Annotated in this window: 18 protein-coding genes; 14 read left to right on the forward strand and 4 right to left on the reverse strand. The window is 67.0% G+C overall.

Features of this window, described 5'->3' with window-relative positions:
* Nucleotides 1–126: 126 nt before the first annotated feature.
* On the reverse strand, nt 127–966 hold the full coding sequence (locus tag OKQ63_RS07060; RefSeq protein WP_264213239.1) for an AAA family ATPase: 840 nt from the start codon (nt 964–966) through the stop codon (nt 127–129).
* Nucleotides 967–1,153: 187 nt separating this feature from the next.
* Between OKQ63_RS07060 and dksA the strand changes: the two genes are divergently transcribed.
* Together dksA and OKQ63_RS07070 are read left to right on the forward strand one after the other, a co-directional pair.
* Nucleotides 1,154–1,576: an RNA polymerase-binding protein DksA gene (gene dksA / locus OKQ63_RS07065; RefSeq protein ID WP_264213895.1), complete on the forward strand. Its 423-nt coding sequence runs from the start codon at nt 1,154–1,156 to the stop codon at nt 1,574–1,576.
* A gap of 103 nt (nt 1,577–1,679) precedes the next feature.
* Nucleotides 1,680–2,846 carry an FAD-dependent monooxygenase gene (locus OKQ63_RS07070; protein ID WP_264213240.1) on the forward strand — a complete coding sequence of 389 codons (1,167 nt, stop codon included), beginning with the start codon at nt 1,680–1,682 and terminating at the stop codon, nt 2,844–2,846.
* A 109-nt stretch (nt 2,847–2,955) separates the two neighbouring features.
* Here OKQ63_RS07070 and xth read toward each other — a convergent pair whose 3' ends face one another.
* Nucleotides 2,956–3,762 carry an exodeoxyribonuclease III gene (gene xth, locus OKQ63_RS07075; RefSeq protein ID WP_264213241.1) on the reverse strand — a complete coding sequence of 269 codons (807 nt, stop codon included), beginning with the start codon at nt 3,760–3,762 and terminating at the stop codon, nt 2,956–2,958.
* Between the two features lie 360 nt (nt 3,763–4,122).
* Between xth and OKQ63_RS07080 the strand changes: the two genes are divergently transcribed.
* The 3 genes from OKQ63_RS07080 to OKQ63_RS07090 all read left to right on the forward strand — a co-directional run bounded on the left by OKQ63_RS07080 (nt 4,123) and on the right by OKQ63_RS07090 (nt 6,844).
* Nucleotides 4,123–4,791, forward strand: coding sequence for a DUF6749 family protein (locus OKQ63_RS07080; RefSeq protein ID WP_264213242.1), 669 nt, complete (start codon nt 4,123–4,125; stop codon nt 4,789–4,791).
* An 80-nt stretch (nt 4,792–4,871) separates the two neighbouring features.
* Nucleotides 4,872–5,933, forward strand: a complete 1,062-nt coding sequence (locus OKQ63_RS07085) for a DUF6902 family protein (protein ID WP_264213243.1) — start codon at nt 4,872–4,874, stop codon at nt 5,931–5,933.
* Nucleotides 5,933–6,844, forward strand: coding sequence for a DMT family transporter (locus OKQ63_RS07090; protein ID WP_264213244.1), 912 nt, complete (start codon nt 5,933–5,935; stop codon nt 6,842–6,844). The genes OKQ63_RS07085 and OKQ63_RS07090 overlap by 1 nt, the downstream gene beginning before the upstream one ends.
* A 121-nt stretch (nt 6,845–6,965) precedes the next feature.
* Here OKQ63_RS07090 and OKQ63_RS07095 read toward each other — a convergent pair whose 3' ends face one another.
* On the reverse strand, nt 6,966–7,289 hold the full coding sequence (locus OKQ63_RS07095) for a HesB/IscA family protein (RefSeq protein ID WP_264213245.1): 324 nt from the start codon (nt 7,287–7,289) through the stop codon (nt 6,966–6,968).
* Nucleotides 7,290–7,379: 90 nt separating this feature from the next.
* Here OKQ63_RS07095 and OKQ63_RS07100 point away from each other — a divergent pair, with 90 nt between their 5' ends.
* From OKQ63_RS07100 to OKQ63_RS07140, 9 genes are all read left to right on the forward strand, one after another.
* Complete coding sequence (locus OKQ63_RS07100; RefSeq protein WP_264213246.1) at nt 7,380–8,531, forward strand: deoxyguanosinetriphosphate triphosphohydrolase; 1,152 nt, start codon at nt 7,380–7,382, stop codon at nt 8,529–8,531.
* 385 nt (nt 8,532–8,916) lie between these two features.
* Complete coding sequence (locus tag OKQ63_RS07105; RefSeq protein ID WP_264213247.1) at nt 8,917–9,309, forward strand: GFA family protein; 393 nt, start codon at nt 8,917–8,919, stop codon at nt 9,307–9,309.
* 142 nt (nt 9,310–9,451) lie between these two features.
* Nucleotides 9,452–9,751 carry a YciI family protein gene (locus OKQ63_RS07110; RefSeq protein WP_264213248.1) on the forward strand — a complete coding sequence of 100 codons (300 nt, stop codon included), beginning with the start codon at nt 9,452–9,454 and terminating at the stop codon, nt 9,749–9,751.
* Nucleotides 9,752–9,870: 119 nt separating this feature from the next.
* Nucleotides 9,871–11,616, forward strand: coding sequence for an arginine--tRNA ligase (argS, locus tag OKQ63_RS07115; protein ID WP_264213249.1), 1,746 nt, complete (start codon nt 9,871–9,873; stop codon nt 11,614–11,616).
* Nucleotides 11,617–11,734: 118 nt separating this feature from the next.
* Nucleotides 11,735–12,931 (forward strand): SPOR domain-containing protein, encoded by a 1,197-nt coding sequence (locus OKQ63_RS07120; protein WP_264213250.1) that lies wholly within the window; start codon nt 11,735–11,737, stop codon nt 12,929–12,931.
* A 141-nt stretch (nt 12,932–13,072) separates the two neighbouring features.
* Nucleotides 13,073–14,077: a beta-N-acetylhexosaminidase gene (gene nagZ, locus OKQ63_RS07125; RefSeq protein WP_264213251.1), complete on the forward strand. Its 1,005-nt coding sequence runs from the start codon at nt 13,073–13,075 to the stop codon at nt 14,075–14,077.
* Entirely contained in the window at nt 14,070–14,864 is a 795-nt protein-coding gene (locus tag OKQ63_RS07130; protein ID WP_264213252.1) for a segregation and condensation protein A, read from the forward strand. The genes nagZ and OKQ63_RS07130 overlap by 8 nt, the downstream gene beginning before the upstream one ends.
* Nucleotides 14,864–15,544 carry an SMC-Scp complex subunit ScpB gene (gene scpB, locus OKQ63_RS07135; RefSeq protein WP_264213253.1) on the forward strand — a complete coding sequence of 227 codons (681 nt, stop codon included), beginning with the start codon at nt 14,864–14,866 and terminating at the stop codon, nt 15,542–15,544. The genes OKQ63_RS07130 and scpB overlap by 1 nt, the downstream gene beginning before the upstream one ends.
* Before the next feature lie 111 nt (nt 15,545–15,655).
* The gene (locus tag OKQ63_RS07140) at nt 15,656–15,835 is read left to right on the forward strand and encodes a hypothetical protein (protein WP_264213254.1); all 180 of its coding nucleotides are present in this window, start codon (nt 15,656–15,658) and stop codon (nt 15,833–15,835) included.
* Here the strand turns inward: OKQ63_RS07140 and OKQ63_RS07145 are convergent.
* A complete protein-coding gene (locus OKQ63_RS07145) occupies nt 15,810–16,961 on the reverse strand; it encodes an MFS transporter (protein WP_264213255.1) in 1,152 nt (383 codons plus the stop codon). The two genes, OKQ63_RS07140 and OKQ63_RS07145, sit on opposite strands and share 26 nt — an antisense overlap.
* Between the last annotated feature and the right edge of the window lie 60 nt (nt 16,962–17,021).

The following is a 17,021-nucleotide window of genomic DNA, read 5'->3' on the forward strand; positions in this document are numbered from 1 at the left end:
CGTCTCCTATCAGCCCGGCCCTAGCAGCCCGGCTCCGTTTCCTCTGATAGGGGAATGCGGCAGCAATTTGAAGCGAAACAGGCAGGGCCGCGGCGCTGCCTGTCCGGTGTGTCCGCGGTGCCCGGCTCAGCGCCGCCCGCGGGCCATGAAGGCAAGCCGTTCGAACAGATGCACGTCCTGCTCGTTCTTCAAAAGCGCGCCGTGCAGCTTGGGCAGCGCGCTGGCGCCGTCGCGGGCGATGTCCTCCGGGCTCAGATCCTCGGCCAGCAGCAGTTTCAGCCAGTCGATCACTTCCGAGGTGGAGGGTTTTTTCTTCAGCCCTTGCGTCTCGCGGATCTCGTAGAACTGGGTCAGCGCCGCGGTCAGCAGCGCCTCCTTGATGCCCGGGTGGTGCACGGCGACGATCTTGCGCATGGTCTCGGCATCGGGGAAGCGGATGTAATGGAAGAAGCAGCGGCGCAGAAACGCGTCCGGCAGCTCCTTTTCGTTGTTGGAGGTGATGATCATCACCGGGCGGTGCCTGGCCCTGATGGTCTCGCCGGTCTCGTAGACGTGGAACTCCATCTTGTCGAGCTCCTGCAACAGGTCGTTGGGGAACTCGATGTCGGCCTTGTCGATCTCGTCGATCAGCAGCACCACCTTCTCATCGGCCTCAAAGGCCTCCCACAGCTTGCCCTTGCGGATGTAGTTCTTGACGTCATGCACCCGCTCTTCGCCCAGCTGGCTGTCGCGCAGCCGGCTGACGGCATCGTATTCATACAGCCCCTGCTGGGCGCGGGTGGTGGATTTCACATTCCACTCGATCATCCGCAGCCCCAGGGCGCTGGCCACCTGCTTGGCGAGCTCGGTTTTGCCGGTGCCGGGCTCGCCCTTGACCAGCAATGGCCGCTCCAGCGTCACCGCCGCGTTCACCGCAACTTTCAAGTCATCTGTTGCGACATATTCCTTAGTGCCCTGAAATTGCATATCTTTCCTGTTCCGGTCCGGTTTGGCGCCGCAGCGCCCTGTTGTTATCACGGTTTTAACCAAACAGCGCCACTATTGTGTAGTGACATTCCTTTCCGATAGGGATAAACGCTGCGGCAGAGGGGGTAGCCAAAATGTTCAGGTGCAAATTATGACCAACATTATGGGCCAGACCGAAGGAGCCGAAATGAAGCAAGAAGTGTTTCTGCCGGACGATTACCGACCGGCCGAAGATGAGCCGTTCATGAATGAACGGCAGCTTGAGTATTTCCGACGCAAACTATTGGAATGGAAACAGGAACTGCTGTCCGGCAGCCGCGAGACCATCGAAGGGCTGCAGGGCAACACCCGCAACATCCCGGATGTCGCCGACCGCGCCAGCGAAGAGACCGACCGCGCCCTGGAGCTGCGCACCCGCGACCGCCAGCGCAAGCTGGTCGCCAAGATCGACTCGGCGCTGCGCCGCATCGACGAGGGCGAATACGGCTACTGCGAAGTGACCGGCGACCCGATCTCGCTGAAACGGCTGGATGCACGTCCGATCGCCACCATGAGCCTGGAGGCGCAGGAGCGCCACGAGCGCCGCGAGAAAGTCCACCGCGACGACTGACCGCCGGCCGTGGCGGTGAAAACGCGCGGATTCATGACGCCGGGGCCTTTTGCTCCGGCGTTTTTTGTTCCATTGGGGGCGGACGGAGAATCTGCGGGAGCCCATGGAACTCAAAGGCCTGAAAATCACTGTCATCGGCGCCGGCATCGGCGGCCTGACCGCAGCGCTGGCGCTGCGCCGCCTTGGCGCATCCGTCACCGTGCTGGAACAGGCCGAGGCGATTTCCGAAGTGGGCGCGGGCCTGCAGATCACCCCCAACGGGGTGGCGGTGCTGAAGGCGCTGGGGCTGGCCGACGATCTGGCCTGGTGTTCGCAGCGGGCGCGCGCCGTGGTGCTGCGCGGCCACCGCCGCGGCGGCCAGGTGCTGCGGCTGGACCTGGATGAGCACGCCGCGGGCCTGCGCTATTACTTCGCGCACCGTTCCGACCTGATCGGCATCCTGGCCGGGGCGGCGCGCCGCGAAGGCGTGCAGGTGCGGCTGCTGCAAAGGGCCGAGCGGGTCGAGCCCGGGCCGCAGCCGGTTGTGCATCTCAGCAACGGCGCGCAATGCGGCGGCGATCTGGTGGTCGGCGCCGACGGGCTGCATTCGAAAACCCGGCTGGCGCTGAACGGCGCCAGCACCCCCTTCTTCACCGGCCAAGTGGCCTGGCGCGCCATCGTGCCGAACCGCCTTGGCCTGCCGCCCGAGGCGCAGGTGTTCATGGGGCCGGGGCGGCATCTGGTGGCCTACCCCTTGCGGGACGGCAGCCTGGTCAACCTGGTCGCGGTGCAGGAGCGCCGCGCCTGGGCCGAGGAGGGCTGGCATTTCCAGGACGACCCGGCCAATCTGCGCGCCGCCTTCTCGCGCTTCGGCGGCGCCGCCGCGGCCCTGCTGGAGGCGGTGGACGACGTGCTGCTGTGGGGGCTGTTCCGCCATTCGGTGGCAACCCATTGGCATCAGGGCCATACGGCGGTTCTGGGCGATGCGGCGCATCCGACGCTGCCGTTCATGGCGCAGGGCGCCAATCTGGCGCTGGAGGATGCCTGGGTTCTGGCCCGCGCGCTGCAGGAGGCGCCGGATATGGAGCGCGGCCTGGCGCTGTACCAGTCCCGCCGCCGCGGGCGGGCGGAGAAAGTGGTGCAGGCAGCCAGCGGCAACGCCTGGAAATACCACCTGCGCGCACCGCTCAGCTGGCCGGCGCATCAGGTCCTGAAGCTGGGCGGCCGCTATGCGCCGGGCAGGATGACGGGCCGGTTCGACTGGATCTACCGCCACGACGTCACCGCCTGAACGGCCGCGGAAAAAGGGGGGCTCCCGCCGTTTTCCGGATCATTGGAAATGACCCTGAAAACCTTGGGCGTGGCGCCGCGCCGATGCGCGGCGCGGGCGGCGCTGGGTGTCAGATGTCCAGCTCGACCCAGACCGGCACGTGGTCGGACGGTTTCTCGCGGCCGCGCACATCCTTGTCGATCTGGCAGTCCAGCAACAGGTCGGCGGCCTGCGGCGTCAGCAGGACATGGTCGATGCGGATGCCGTCGTCGCGGTTCCAGGCGCCGGCCTGGTAGTCCCAGAAGGAATAATGCCCCGGTCCCTGGTGGCGGGCGCGGAACGCCTCGGTGAAGCCCAGGTTGACGATCCGCTGGAACGCGGCGCGGCTTTCGGGGCGGAACAGCGCGTCCTCCAGCCAGGCCTCCGGCCGCTTGGCGTCCTCGGCCTGCGGGATGATGTTGTAATCGCCCGCCATCAGCGCCGGCATCTCGTCATCCAGCAGCGCCTCGGCGCGGGCCTTCAGCCGCTCCATCCAGGCGAGTTTATAGGCGTATTTGCCGCCCGCCGCCGGGCGGCCGTCGGCCTCCAGCTGCACCGGGTTGCCGTTCGGCAGATACAGGCCGCAGATGCGGATCGCCTGCTTGCCGGTCACCGTCGCCTCGATCCAGCGCGCCTGTTCGTCGCTGTCGTCGCCGGGCAGCCCGCGGCGCACATCCTCCAGCGGCAGCTTTGACAGGATCGCCACCCCGTTGAAGCTTTTCTGGCCGTGGGTTTCGACATTGTAGCCGCGCTCTTCGAAGATTTCGCGCGGGAACGCCTCGTCCACCGATTTGATTTCCTGCAGCAGCACCACGTCGGGCCGGGCGTCATCCAGCCAGTCCGGCAGCGCCTGGGCCCGGGCCTTGATGCCATTGATATTGAATGTGGCGATTTTCATGGCTTGCCTCCGGCACAGATTGCTTTATTCGAAGCCGATCTATCGCTGAATCAGCGTCCCGGGGCAAGCCCGATGCGCGACTCGCGAATCACTGGCAGCGCAGCGAATCAGGGCTGTTTTGCATGGGTGAAAAATATCCCTCAGGTTGAGTTATTTTATTTTGCAGTAATATGCGTGTGAATAACGCGGTGAATAAGCTGTGGATGAATTGAAATAATTGTAATTGCGCAAAAAACAGCGAGTTGAAGTTAATGTTGCCGGCGCTAGAAAATACAATGTGAAATTGCATTTTCTATTTGCGCTGCGCGGAGACCGTGCCAGCGTCAGGGAGCCTTTTGTCTCAAACGAATGGGGTTCCAAATGACTGCTCAGCACAAAATCCAGACGTCCCGCGCAACCGGCCGCACCGCAGGCGCCAGCCTGTTCGGGGGCGAAGGGGCAGAGATGTTCTCCTCGGGTTCGGCGCCTGAATGCACCGCGGATCTGATGGCCGGAGAGGGCGTTTCGCTGTTTTCCTCCGGGTCGATGCCGCAGAAGGCCGAACACTGGACCGGCGGGGCAACCGGGCTGTTCTCCAGCGGCTCGGCGCCGGCGGCCCGCAGCGAAACCGCGGCCGGCGACCTGGTGGAGATGTTCTCCTCGGGCTCGGCCCCCGCCGCCCGCTCCGACTGCGGCGCAGGCGATCTGGTGCAGATGTTTTCGTCCGGCTCGGCGCCGGCCGGACAATCTGAGATTGCGTCAGGGGGGCTGACGGAAATGTTTTCCTCCGGCTCGGCCCCGGCCGGGCTGCGCGAAACGGCGGCCGGCGAGGGGACGGAAATGTTTTCCTCCGGTTCGGCCCCGGCGGCGCAGGCGGACGCCGGTGCCGGCGATCTGACGGAAATGTTCTCCTCCGGTTCGGCTCCGGCCGCGTCGGCCCAGGCGGAGGCGGGCGAGGGGACGCATCTGTTCTCGTCCGGTTCCGCCCCGGCAGCCGGGGCGCGGACCTGCGCCGGCGATGCCACCCGGCTGTTCTCCTCGGGCAGCTGATCCGGCCCGGACCCTGACCTTGCGCGGCCCTGCAGCCGGGGCCGCCGACATCGCGCCGCATCACTCTGTACGAGGTTTCCATGGCCCAGATCATCCCGTTCTTCTCTCCTGCCGCCCGCCAGTCCCGGGCCTGTGCGCAAGAGGCGCTGATTACCGGCTTTGCGTCGCACCGGCGCAGCCGGGAGGACGTGTTCTGGCTCAAGGAGAACGCCGAACTGCTGAATATTCTGGAATGCACCGGGGCGGATGTTGCCGCTGACGCCCTGCAGCCCCTGCAGCAGTTCTACGAGGGTGCGGCGCGCCATATCAGCTTCTTCCGGCAATATTACCGCTTCATCCTGTCGATCTGCCTGGATCTGGAGGATCTGGGCCTGCCGGGGCAGACCGGGATGCAGCTGGCCGGCTGGGTGTCGGAGCAGGGGCTGGCGCAGGCGGAACTGTCCGATCTGCAGCGCGCGGAGGCCCGCCGCCTGCTGGCGCGGCGCGGTGTGAACATGCGCTGCGACGGACTCGACGACCGGCTGCGCGGCTTCATTTCAAACCCGCAAACCTTTGCCATTCCCAACAAAAAAGCGGCCTATGAGCTGACTCATATCGTCTTTTACCTGTCCGAATACGGGCGCCGGGACCCGGAGCTGCCGGAGGCCGCCGTCACCAGTCTGGAATTTGCCGGCCTGGTGGCCTTCCTGGATCAGAATGCCGACCTGCTGGCGGAGATCTGCATCGCCCTGCGGTTTTCCGGGCGGCAGCCGCCCGCCGCATGGGAGGCCTGGCTGGACAGGCAGGTTTCCGCCTATATGCTCGCTAAAGATGAATTCTCTGGACTTCATGATGCGTATCACGAGTATTTTGTGGTCAACTGGCTCATGCTGCTGTCCGGACGGTGTGCCTTCCGGCAGGCGGTCCCCGAAGGGGCCGTGCATGTGTCGGCGCAGCCGGGAGGGAGCATTTTGAGGCGCCTGTCAGAAGCCGTATTCGACGCCGGGACGGCACGTGCCAGCTGGAGCGCGGTCAAGCTGCGCGCCGAGGCGGTTCTGAGCGAGGAGGAGCATGGGCTGCTCGCCGCGGCGGAACGCAGCTGTGCCGGGTTTGCCGGCTTCTTCGAGGGCTTTGCCCGCGCAGGCAGCGCGGGGGCGGCGTGATGGCCGGCGCCCGCAGCCAGGCCCTGGGCGGCGCGCTGCTGGCGGTGGCCTATACCGGGCTGATTGCTTCGGCGGACGGGATCACCAAGCTGCTGGCGGGCCAGTATGCCGCGGCCCAGCTCTATGCGCTCTCCGGCGCCCTGGTGGCGGGCTTCTGCCTGCTGGCGGACCGCCTGCCGTCCCAGCGCCGCGGGTTCCGCACCAGCTGCCCGCGGGCGATGGCGCTGCGCTCCGTGGCGACGCTGATTGCTGCGGTCTGTTTTTTCCACGCCTTCCGTCTGCTGCCTTTTGCCGAAGTGTTCGTGTTCATCGGGCTGATGCCGCTGCTGGCCGGGGCGATGTCCGGGCTGCTGCTGGGAGAGCCAGTGCGCCCGGCGTCCTGGGCGGCGCTTGGGGCCGGTTTTGCCGGGGTCCTGTTCCTGTTTCCGGACGGGGTCGCGGCGGTGTCGCCGGGGCATCTGGTGGCCCTGGGGGCTGCGGTGTCCGGCACATTTTCCATGACTATGGCGCGGCTTATCGGCCGTTATGAAAGCAACGCGCTGGCGCAGGTGTTTTATCCCAACCTGACACTTTGTGCGGCCATGCTGCTGGTGCTGCCGTTTGTCTGGATGCCGATGCCGCTGGCGGATCTGGCCTGGGCCGCGGCTTATGCGCTGCTGCTGTTCGGAGCGCGCTGGCTGCTGGTGGTGGCGCTGCGGCTGCTGGCGTCCTATGCGGTCACCCCGCTGATGAACCTGCAGTTCATCTGGATGGCCTTCATCGGGGCGGCATTCTTTGGCGAGCTGCCGTCCGGCACAACGTATATCGGCGGCGCGATCGTGATCGCCTCCGGGCTATATCTGGTCTGGGACCAGTTCGCCCCCGCGATGCCGCGCCTGCGCAGTGCCGGGCGGCTGCAGACCGATCCTTAGCGGCTGCGCCTGAACTGAACCGCGCCTGCCGCGCTCCGCAGGGGCGCCGGAAACAAGCGATGGATCCGGGCCGGAGGACAGGTGTCTTCCGGTCCGTTTTCCTTGCCGGGAAGCGGCGGGATCAGATCGAGAAGGACGTGCCGCAGCCGCAGCTGGAGGTGGCGTTGGGGTTCTCGATGGTGAACCGGGCGCCGATCAGCTCTTCGGTGAAATCGATCACCGCGTTTTCCAGGAAGGGCAGGGAGACCGCGTCGACGACCACTTTCTCGCCCTGGCCCTCCAGCACCAGATCATCCGGTTTCGCCCCGTCCAGCGCGATCTCGTACTGAAAGCCGGAGCAGCCGCCGCCTTCGACCGCGACGCGCAGCGCCTGGCCCTGATCCGCAGCGCCGATCTCGGCCAGCCGGGCAAACGCACGGTCGGTGACTTTCGGGGGCAGGTTCATTACGGATCTCCAAAGCTCAGGTTGCGGCGCAACTTATTATATATGAAGGTGCAATTCAGGCGGCAAGATTGGTGAAGGAAAAGATTTCTGATGCATGCACCTTATGCCACGATGCCGGACCGCAGCCGCGGGCGGCAGGTTGCGGAGGAGGAAAGCTCCTTCCGCTCGCCGTATCAGCGCGACCGCGACCGGATCATCCACGCCAGCGCCTTCCGGCGCCTGAAGCACAAGACCCAGGTGTTTGTCGAGCATGAGGGCGACAATTACCGCACCCGGCTGACCCATTCGATCGAGGTGGGGCAGGTGGGGCGCACCATTGCCGGCGCGCTGGAGCTGAACCAGGAGCTGACCGAGGCGGTGGCGCTGGCGCATGATCTGGGCCACACCCCGTTCGGCCACACCGGAGAGGACGCGCTGCATGCGCTGATGGCGCCCTACGGCGGCTTTGACCACAATGCCCAGGCGATCCGCATCGTGACCCGGCTGGAGCGGCATTACGCCGAGTTCGACGGCTTGAACCTCACCTGGGAAACCCTTGAAGCGATTGCCAAACACAACGGTCCGGTGGTGGGGGAGCTGCCCTGGGCGCTGGCCGAATGCAACGCCGAGATCGACCTGGAGCTGCACACCCACGCCAGCGCCGAGGCGCAGGTGGCGGCGCTGGCGGATGACATCGCCTACAACAACCACGACCTGCATGACGCGCTGCGGGCAGGGCTGTTCAGCGACGATGATCTGGCCCGGCTGCCGCTGCTGGATGCGGCCTACGGCGCGGTGGACCGGCGCTATCCCGGGCTTGACCCCAACCGCCGCCGCCACGAGGCGCTGCGCCGGTTCTTCGGCATGATGGTGAGCGACGTGATCGCCACCGCCCGCGGCCTGCTGGCGGAGAGCGGCGTGCAGAGCGTCGAGGAGGTCCGCGCGCTGGGGCAGCCGGTGGTGAAATTCTCCGATCCCCTGTGGCGCGACCTGAAGGAGATCCGCGCCTTCCTGTTCACCCGCATGTACCGGGCGCCCTCGGTGATGGAGAAGCGCGCCAAGGTCGCCAAGGTGGTGGAGGCGCTGTTTCCCTATTTCCTGGACAACCCGCTGGAGATGCCGCAGCGCTGGCACGCCGATATCGCGGCGGCACAGGGCCGCACCGCGCTGGCGCGGATCGTGTCGGACTATATCGCCGGCATGACCGACCGTTTCGCCCTGCAGCAGCATGAGCGGCTGATCGGGGTGAAGGTCGAGGTCTGAGGGCTTGGTTGCCTGCGGTCTGTGCTGATGTCCTTGCGTGCTGTGCCTGTCAGAAGGGCGGTTAGAGATGGCGGCGCCGCCAACAGGGGCGGAGGGCAGGCCGGAACGCCAGCGCGCTCCGGGTCCGGTCAGAAGCTTCAGCCATGTGACGCCCCTGCACCTTTTGTGGAGGTGGTCTTGGGGGGCCTGGTCTCCTGTGCGCACGGGGTGCCAGACCCGCGCCATGTGCTGCAGCGGAAATGACTATCGCAGATCCCGGTTAAGGCCGCGCAAGCGGGGCGTGCGCTGCGGCGGGCTTTGGCGCAACGCCGTGCGGTGGCTTGTGCCGGGGTAGATGTTCCCGTAATGTTCTCATCGGGATCATGTAACTTGGAGGATGACCGGAATGATTGAAGGAAGCTGCTGCTGCGGCGCGGTGAAGTTTGAACTGCTGGCGCAGCCCGCACTGATGGGCACCTGCCATTGCTCCCGCTGCCGCAAGGCCGGGGCCAGCACCATTGTCTTTGTGAAAAAGGAAGACCTGCGCTGGATTGCGGGCAAGGAGGAGGTGGCGCTGTACCAGCCCGCGCCGCCCTATAAGTACGGCCGCTGCTTCTGCCGGAACTGCGGCAGCTCCCTGGGGGAAATCCTGTCGGAGGAGAAAAGCTTCCCCATCGCCGCAAATGCGCTGGACGGGGAACTGGAGGCCGGGAACAGCTTCCATGAATTCGTCGGCGAAAAGCCCGGCTGGTACGGGATCTGCGACGGTGCCAAGCAGTCGCAGGGGCATCCGGCCTAGATAGGGAGGGACGCAGGGCGGATGGCCCGCCCTGCCTACGCTCTGATTTTCCAGTTTGGTCCTAATCCGTGCTATCATCTGGCCCTATGATGCATTTGCGCATTGACGGTAAGCCCCGGGGAGGGCAGCAAAGGGAAAAGCCATGGCACGCTGGACCGTCACATTCACGGATCAACCCGAAATGGACCGGGTGCGCGGCGACAAGGCGCGGCGCGAGGCGCATATCGCCTTTGTGCGCTCGCGGCCCGAACTGCAGATCGGCGGCGCGCTGGCGATGCGGCCGATGCAGGATTTCCCCGGCGCGATCTGGAATGTCGAGGCGGAGACCCGCCAGGACGTCGAGCGGCTGATCCTGCAGGACCCCTATTACGTGGCCGCGCTGCGCCGCTACACGATCACCGAATGGGGCACCGCCTCTGCCATCCAGCAGATTCTGTCCTGACCGCCGCGGCGGCGGCGCATCCGGCGGCCCGCGCCGCGGGCATGGCCATCTGACGCATCCCTGTTGACCCTGCCTCTGGCCCTCGGTATCCGCTCTGTTGAACATATGGGACGCCAGATATGAACCTCTTTACCGATATCCGCTCGCTTGTGATTGACAGCCTGACCGCGATGACCGCGGACGGCGTGCTGCCCGGGGGGCTCGATTTTGCCAATGTGGCGGTGGAGCCGCCGCGCGATGCCGCCCATGGCGACATGGCGACCAACGCGGCGATGGTGCTGGCCAAGCCCGCCAGGATGAAGCCGCGCGACATTGCCGAAGCGCTGGCGGCCAAACTGGCCGCGGACGCGCGGGTCACCTCGGCAGAGGTTGCGGGTCCCGGCTTTCTCAACCTGCGCCTTGCGCCCGGCGTCTGGCAGCGGGTGCTGAAATCGGTCCTGGACGCAGGCACGGATTTCGGCCGCTCGGGCATGGGCGCGGGCAAGCGGGTGAACGTGGAATATGTCTCGGCCAACCCGACCGGGCCGCTGCATGTGGGCCACACCCGCGGCGCGGTGTTCGGCGATGCGCTGGCGTCGCTCCTGGCCTATGCCGGCTATGACGTCACCCGCGAATATTACATCAACGACGGCGGCGGCCAGGTCGATGTGCTGGCGCGCTCGGTCTACCTGCGCTACCTGGAGGCGCACGGCCAGGAGGTTGCCTTTGCCGATGGCACCTATCCGGGCGACTACCTGAAGCCGGTGGGGCAGGCGCTGAAGGACAAGGCGGGCGATGCCTATGTCGGCAAGGGCGAGGACGTCTGGCTGGCCGAGGTGCGCGCATTCGCCACCGATGCGATGATGGCGCTGATCCGCGAGGATCTGGCCCAGCTCGGCATCGAAATGGATGTGTTCTATTCCGAGAAATCGCTGTACGGCACCGGCAAGATCGAGGCGGCGCTGAAGGCGCTGGAGGCCAAGGGGCTGATCTACCAGGGCGTGCTGGAGCCGCCGAAGGGCAAGAAGCCCGACGACTGGGAGCCGCGCGAGCAGACGCTGTTCAAATCCACCGATCACGGCGACGACGTCGACCGGGCGGTGAAGAAATCGGACGGCTCCTGGACCTATTTCGCGCCCGATATCGCCTATCACTTTGACAAGGTGGAGCGCGGCTTTGACGAGCTGATCGACATCTTCGGCGCCGATCACGGCGGCTATGTCAAACGGATGAAGGCGGCGGTTTCGGCGCTGTCGGACGGCCGGGTGCCGCTCGACATCAAGCTGTGCCAGCTGGTCAAGCTGTTCAAGGACGGCCAGGAATTCAAGATGTCCAAGCGCGCCGGGACCTTTGTCACCCTGCGCGACGTGGTCGATGCGGTGGGCGCGGATGTGACCCGCTTCATGCTGCTGACCCGCAAGAACGACCAGGGCTTCGACTTCGACCTCGACAAGGCGCTGGAGCAGTCCAAGGACAACCCGGTGTTCTATGTGCAATACGCCAACGCCCGGATCTGCTCGACCCTGCGCAAGGCGGCAGAGCAGGGCATCGCGGCGGATGATGCGACCCTGGCGGGCGCCGATCTGGAGCTGATTGCCGACCCGGCGCAGCTGGCAGTGGCCCGGAAGCTGGCCGAATGGCCGCGCCAGGTGGAAATCGCCGCCCGCACCCATGAGCCGCACCGGGTGGCCTTCTACCTTTATGACCTGGCTTCGGAGCTGCACGGGCTCTACCATCTTGGCAAATCGAATGAAGATTTACGGTTTGTTAAGGAGAGCAGCCAATCGGCAACACATGCGAATTTGGCGCTGGCCCGGGCCGTTTCCGTTGTCATTTCCGCAGGTCTTGGTATTCTTGGCGTGAAACCGGCAGAAGAGATGCGATAACCAGAAGGGGCACCAGCCCCTGCGGTCAAAATTGCACATCCGCCGGGCTGAGGCAGTTCAAGAGACCTGGGGCGCGGCGCTGATTCTCGTGCCGCCGAACCGGGCAGTGAGGCGGAAGATGGCGTATTTTGCGCAGGCGGGCCAGGGGCGCGCCTTTACACAGGACGGCGGACGGCAGCAGGAGTCCGCCTCTGGCAGTTCTTACGGACAGCAGTACTCCGATCAGCCCTATTCAGGTCCGGGAGCCGAGCCGGCTTATGGCTATGAGGACCCGGCCTATGGCTATCAGCCCGAAGGGCAGGACTATGACAGCTTCGGCGGCAGCCATGACCGCGGCGGCTATGCCGCGGCGGCCTCGCTGCGGGCGCGGTTCTCGAAAACGCTGAGCATCCTGGGCGCGGTGGCGTCGGTTGCGCTGGTCGCCGGCGTCGGCTTCTGGGGCTACAAGCTGGTGATGCGCGACGTCAGCGGCGTGCCGGTGGTGCGCGCGGCGGAAGGCCCGATGCGCGAGCAGCCGGCGAACCCGGGCGGCTCCCAGGCGGATCACCAGGGGCTGGCGGTGAATGCCGTTGCCGCCCGCGGCAGCGCCGAGGCCCCCGCCGACCGGCTGACCCTGGCCCCCGCAGCCATCGAGCTGACCGAAGATGACAAGCCGTTGCCCGAGCTGGCCGCCGAGGCCGCGCCGGCGGCGCAGGTGCCCGCAGCCCCGGCAGATCCTGAAACCCCTGCGGCCCCCGGCGCCGCCGGCGCGGAGGTCAGCGAAGACGCGGTGGCCTCGTTCCGGAACGGCGATATCGATGCGCTGGTGGCGGAGCTGGCGCGCGAGGCAGAATCGCTGTCCGCCGCGGTGCCCGCGTCCGCCCAGGCGCCTGCCATCGTGCAGCCGGAACCGCTGCGGCCTGCCGCCGCCGCCGCCGCGCCCGCCCCGGCGCTGCTGAATGCGCCCGGCGTCAAGCAGTCGCTGCGGCCCTCGGCCCGGCCCGCGCGGTTCAGCCCGGCTCCGGCCGCAGCCGCACCGGCAGCGCGTGCCGCCACCGTCGATGTCGACCCGGCCGCACTGGCGGCCGGCACAAGGCTGGCGCAGCTGGGCGCCTATGAAAGCCCGGAAGTGGCGCGCGCCGAATGGGACCGCATCCATGCCCGTTTTGCGGATTTCCTGGAGGGCAAGCAGCGGGTGATCCAGCGCGCCGAAAGCGGCGGCCGCACCTTCTACCGCTTGCGGGCGATGGGCTTTGACGGATTGTCCGACGCCCGCCGCTTCTGCTCGGCGCTGGTGGCTGGCAATGCCGACTGCATTCCGGTAACCACCCGCTAAGCCGCGCACCGGCTTGATGTTCCGCCCGGCCGCGAGGCCGGGCAGCGCCCGTCCGCCCCCCAGGGCGGGCGCTTTGCACCCACCCGCGGCCGGGCCCAGCCCTGTCCGCGCCGCAGACAGGGGGCATTGCAGAGGGCGATCATGACCTACGGAGCCACCATCCTCGACGCAGACGGCCTGCGCCTGAGCGCGGACGAAAAGGCGTTTTTCCGCGATGCCGATCCGTTCGGCTTCATCCTGTTTGCCCGCAACATCGAAACCGCGGATCAGGTCCGCGCCCTGTGCGGCGACTTCCGCGAGGCGGTGGGCCGCGATTGCCCGATTACCATCGACCAGGAGGGCGGCCGGGTGCAGCGGCTGCGGCGGCCGCTGGCGCGCGAGTGGCTGGCGCCGCTGGAGCATGTGCAGCGGGCCGGGGAAAACGCGGAGCGCGCCATGTACCTGCGCTATAGGCTGATCGCGCATGAGCTGCACGGCCTCGGGGTGGACAGCAACTGCGCGCCGATTGCCGATGTGGCCTGTGCCGCGACCCATTACTTCCTCAAGAACCGCTGTTATGGCACGGACACGGCCACCGTCGCCCGGCTGGGCCGCGCAGTGGCGCAGGGGCATCTGGACGGCGGCGTGCTGCCGGTGCTGAAGCACATCCCCGGCCACGGCCGCGCCACCGCCGACAGCCACCTGGACCTGCCGCGGGTCGGCGCCCCGGCCGAGGCGCTGGAGCAGACGGATTTTGCCGCCTTCCGGGCGCTGAACGACCTGCCGCTGGGGATGACCGCGCATCTGGTCTATGACGCCTATGACAGCCGCCCGGCCACCACGTCGCCCAGGATGATGCAGCTGATCCGCGAAGAAATCGGCTTTGACGGGCTGGTGATGACCGACGATATCTCGATGAAGGCGCTCAAGGGATCGCTGACGGATATTGCCCGCGATTCCATCGCGGCGGGCTGCGACGTGGTGCTGCTGTGCAACGCCGCGCTCAAGGACCGCATCGCGGTGGCAGAGGCCGCAGGTGCCATGACAGAGGCGGCGCAAAGCCGCGCAGAGCGGGCGCTGGCAGCCCGCAAACCCCCTGCGGATCTTGACATTCAGGCCGCCGAAGACGAACTTGCCGCCTTCATGGGCGGGCAGGTGTATGGCTGAGCAGACACTTTTTTCAGAAGCGGACACGAGCGTGGAGGAACGGCTGGCGGCCGAGGCCCTGATCGTGGATGTGGACGGGTTCGAAGGCCCGCTCGACCTGCTGCTGACGCTGTCGCGCACCCAGAAGGTGGATCTGCGCAGGATCTCGGTGCTGGAGCTGGCGCGCCAGTACCTGACCTTTGTCGACAAGGCCAAGGAGCTGCGGATCGAGCTGGCGGCCGACTATCTGGTGATGGCGGCCTGGCTGGCCTATCTGAAATCGCGCCTGCTGCTGCCGCCGGACCCCGAGGAAGAGGGGCCGTCGGGCGAGGAGCTGGCCGCGCATCTGGCGTTCCAGCTGGAGCGGCTGCAGGCGATGCGCGACGCGGCCGCGCGCCTGATGGGCCGCGACCGGCTGGGCCGCGACTTCTTTGGCCGCGGCGAGGAGGAGAGCGTCGCCCGGATCAAGACCGTCACCTATACCGCCAATCTGCTGGACCTGATGCAGGCCTATGCCCGCATCCGCACCAAGGATGATTTCCGCCCCTTCGTGATGGACCGGGAGTCCGTCTTCACCATGGAGGAGGCGCTGGACCGGATGCGCCACCTCTTGGGCTTTACCGGCGACTGGACCGATCTGATCAGCTATCTGCCCGACGGCTGGCACAGCGACCCGGTCAAGCGGCGGTCGGCCACCGCGGCGACCTTTGCCGCCTCGCTGCAGCTGGTCAAGGAAGGCAGGCTTGAACTGCGCCAGAGCGACACCTTTGCGCCGATCCAGCTGCGCAGCCTGAACGAGGATACCTGATGGAAGACCAGATCATGGACGGCCACGGCGCTCCGATCCGCGACGGCAACGACACGCTGTTCGATGCGCCGCCGATGGCAGAGCAGGAGCGGATGGTGGAGGCGGTGCTGTTTGCCAGCGCCGAGCCTGTGACCCTGCGCGATCTGGAAGGCCGCATGCCGCATGGCTGCAACCCGCGCGAGGCGGTGGAGCATCTGCGCAAGCGCTACGAGGGGCGCGGCGTGCGGGTGGTGCGCTTGGGCGATGCCTGGGCGATCCGCACCGCCCCCGATCTGGGCTTCCTGATGCAGAAGGAAACCACCGAGCTGCGCAAGCTGAGCCGCGCCGCGATCGAGACGCTGGCGATTGTTGCCTATCACCAGCCGGTGACCCGCACCGAGATCGAGGAGATCCGCGGCGTGTCGGTGTCGCGCGGCACCATCGACCAGCTGATGGAGATGGACTGGATCCGCCTCGGCCGCCGCCGGATGACGCCGGGCCGCCCGGTGACTTTTGTGGTGACGCCGGTTTTCCTCGACCACTTCGGGCTTGAGAGCGCCCGCGACCTGCCGGGCCTGAAGGAGCTGCGCGCCGCCGGGCTGCTGGAGAACCGGCCGCCGCCGGGGGCCCTGTCGATGGGCCAGGACGGCAGCGAGGACGGCGAGGAGCCGGAAGAGCAGGCGGAACTGTTCGAGGAATAGCGCGCCCGGCGCTGCGCCCGGGGTTTATCTGCCGGTTCCCGGCCTGGACGCCCCGGAATTGTCTTAATTTGCGCTTAAGATGGCAGTCGGAGCAGACAGGGGGCCAAGGCCATGAACATCAACTGGATCATCAACATGGTGCTGCGGCGGCTGGTCGGACGGGCCGTCAGTGCAGGTGTGAATGCCGGCATCAGCGCGGTTGCCAAGCGCAGCAAGCGGCAGCCCGGGGCCGCCCCGCAGGCCGGACGCACCCGCATTCCTTCGGTCAAGCCGGGGCGCCGCCGGAGCTAGGCGCCTCAGGTTTCAGTCCCAGTGCCTCCAGCGCGGCACTGGCCGACAGCAGCGCCGACACGGCCATGCACCCCGCCAGCCCCCAGCCGGCATAGGCGGCGGCGCCCGCAAACGGTGCTGCAAACACGCACAGGTACGTCACGGTGCTGAACAGCCCCATGATGGCGCCGCGCTGGTGCGGGTCCAGCTGCGTCACCCGCGCCACCACCAGGTTCAGCGCCAGATGCTGGGTGATCCCCCACAGCACGGCCAGACCCAGCAGCAGCGCATAGCTGTCCGCCCAGCCCATCATCAGCAAATAGCTGGCAGTGACGCAGAGGAACACCGGCGGCGCCGCGCGGGCCTGGCCCAGCCGGTCCAGCAGCGGATCCAGCAGCACCGCCAAGCCGAAGCCGACGCCATAGAACAGCGGCAGCAGCCCGGCCCGGGTGGTGCTCAGCCCCAGCGCCTGGGTGATGTGGGCGCCGGTGAAGAAATAGCTGCTGTAGAACCCCAGCATCATCAGCGCGGTGGCCAATAGACCGCGGAAGATCCCCGGCACCCGCAGCGCGGTCAGCGGCGAGGTCGCCCGGCCGCTGGGGCTGCCCGCGCCGCGCAAAGGCGCCGAGCCGCCCCACAGCAGCACGGCAACGCCGGCAAGCGCCGCATAGACCGCGCGCCAGCCCGCCAGATCGGTGGCCCAGGCGCTGACGCTGACGCCCAGCACCATCGACACCGTCCAGCCCGCCAGCACATAGCCCAGCACCCGCGCCTCGCGGCCCTTGGGGGCAATCACCATCGCCAGCGTGTAGATCGACGGCAGCGCCGCCCCCGCCGCCAGCCCGCATACCGCCTGCGCCGCCATCAGCATCCAAACATCCGGCGCCGCGGCGCTGGCGGCCAGACCGGCGGCCAGCAGCAGGAGGGCGGCCCGCAGCAGCCGTCCGGCACCGATGCGGTCGCCAAGCGGCGCCAGCAGCAGTGCCGCCGCCGCCACCCCCAGCCCATAGGCGCTGGCGGCCCGCATCACCTCCGCCGCGGCGGCATTCAGGGTCTCGCTGACGGCCGTCACCACCGGCGCCAGCAGCAGGGAGTTGGCGCCAATCACGCCGATGGCGCTCATCAGGATAAGGATGGGGGTTCGCATGGGGTTGCTCTCGAATGATGTTCGGATACATTTGGTATGTGCTGAACATAATTCTGTGAA

The sequence above is a fragment of the Leisingera thetidis genome (assembly GCF_025857195.1).
GTDB lineage: Bacteria > Pseudomonadota > Alphaproteobacteria > Rhodobacterales > Rhodobacteraceae > Leisingera > Leisingera thetidis.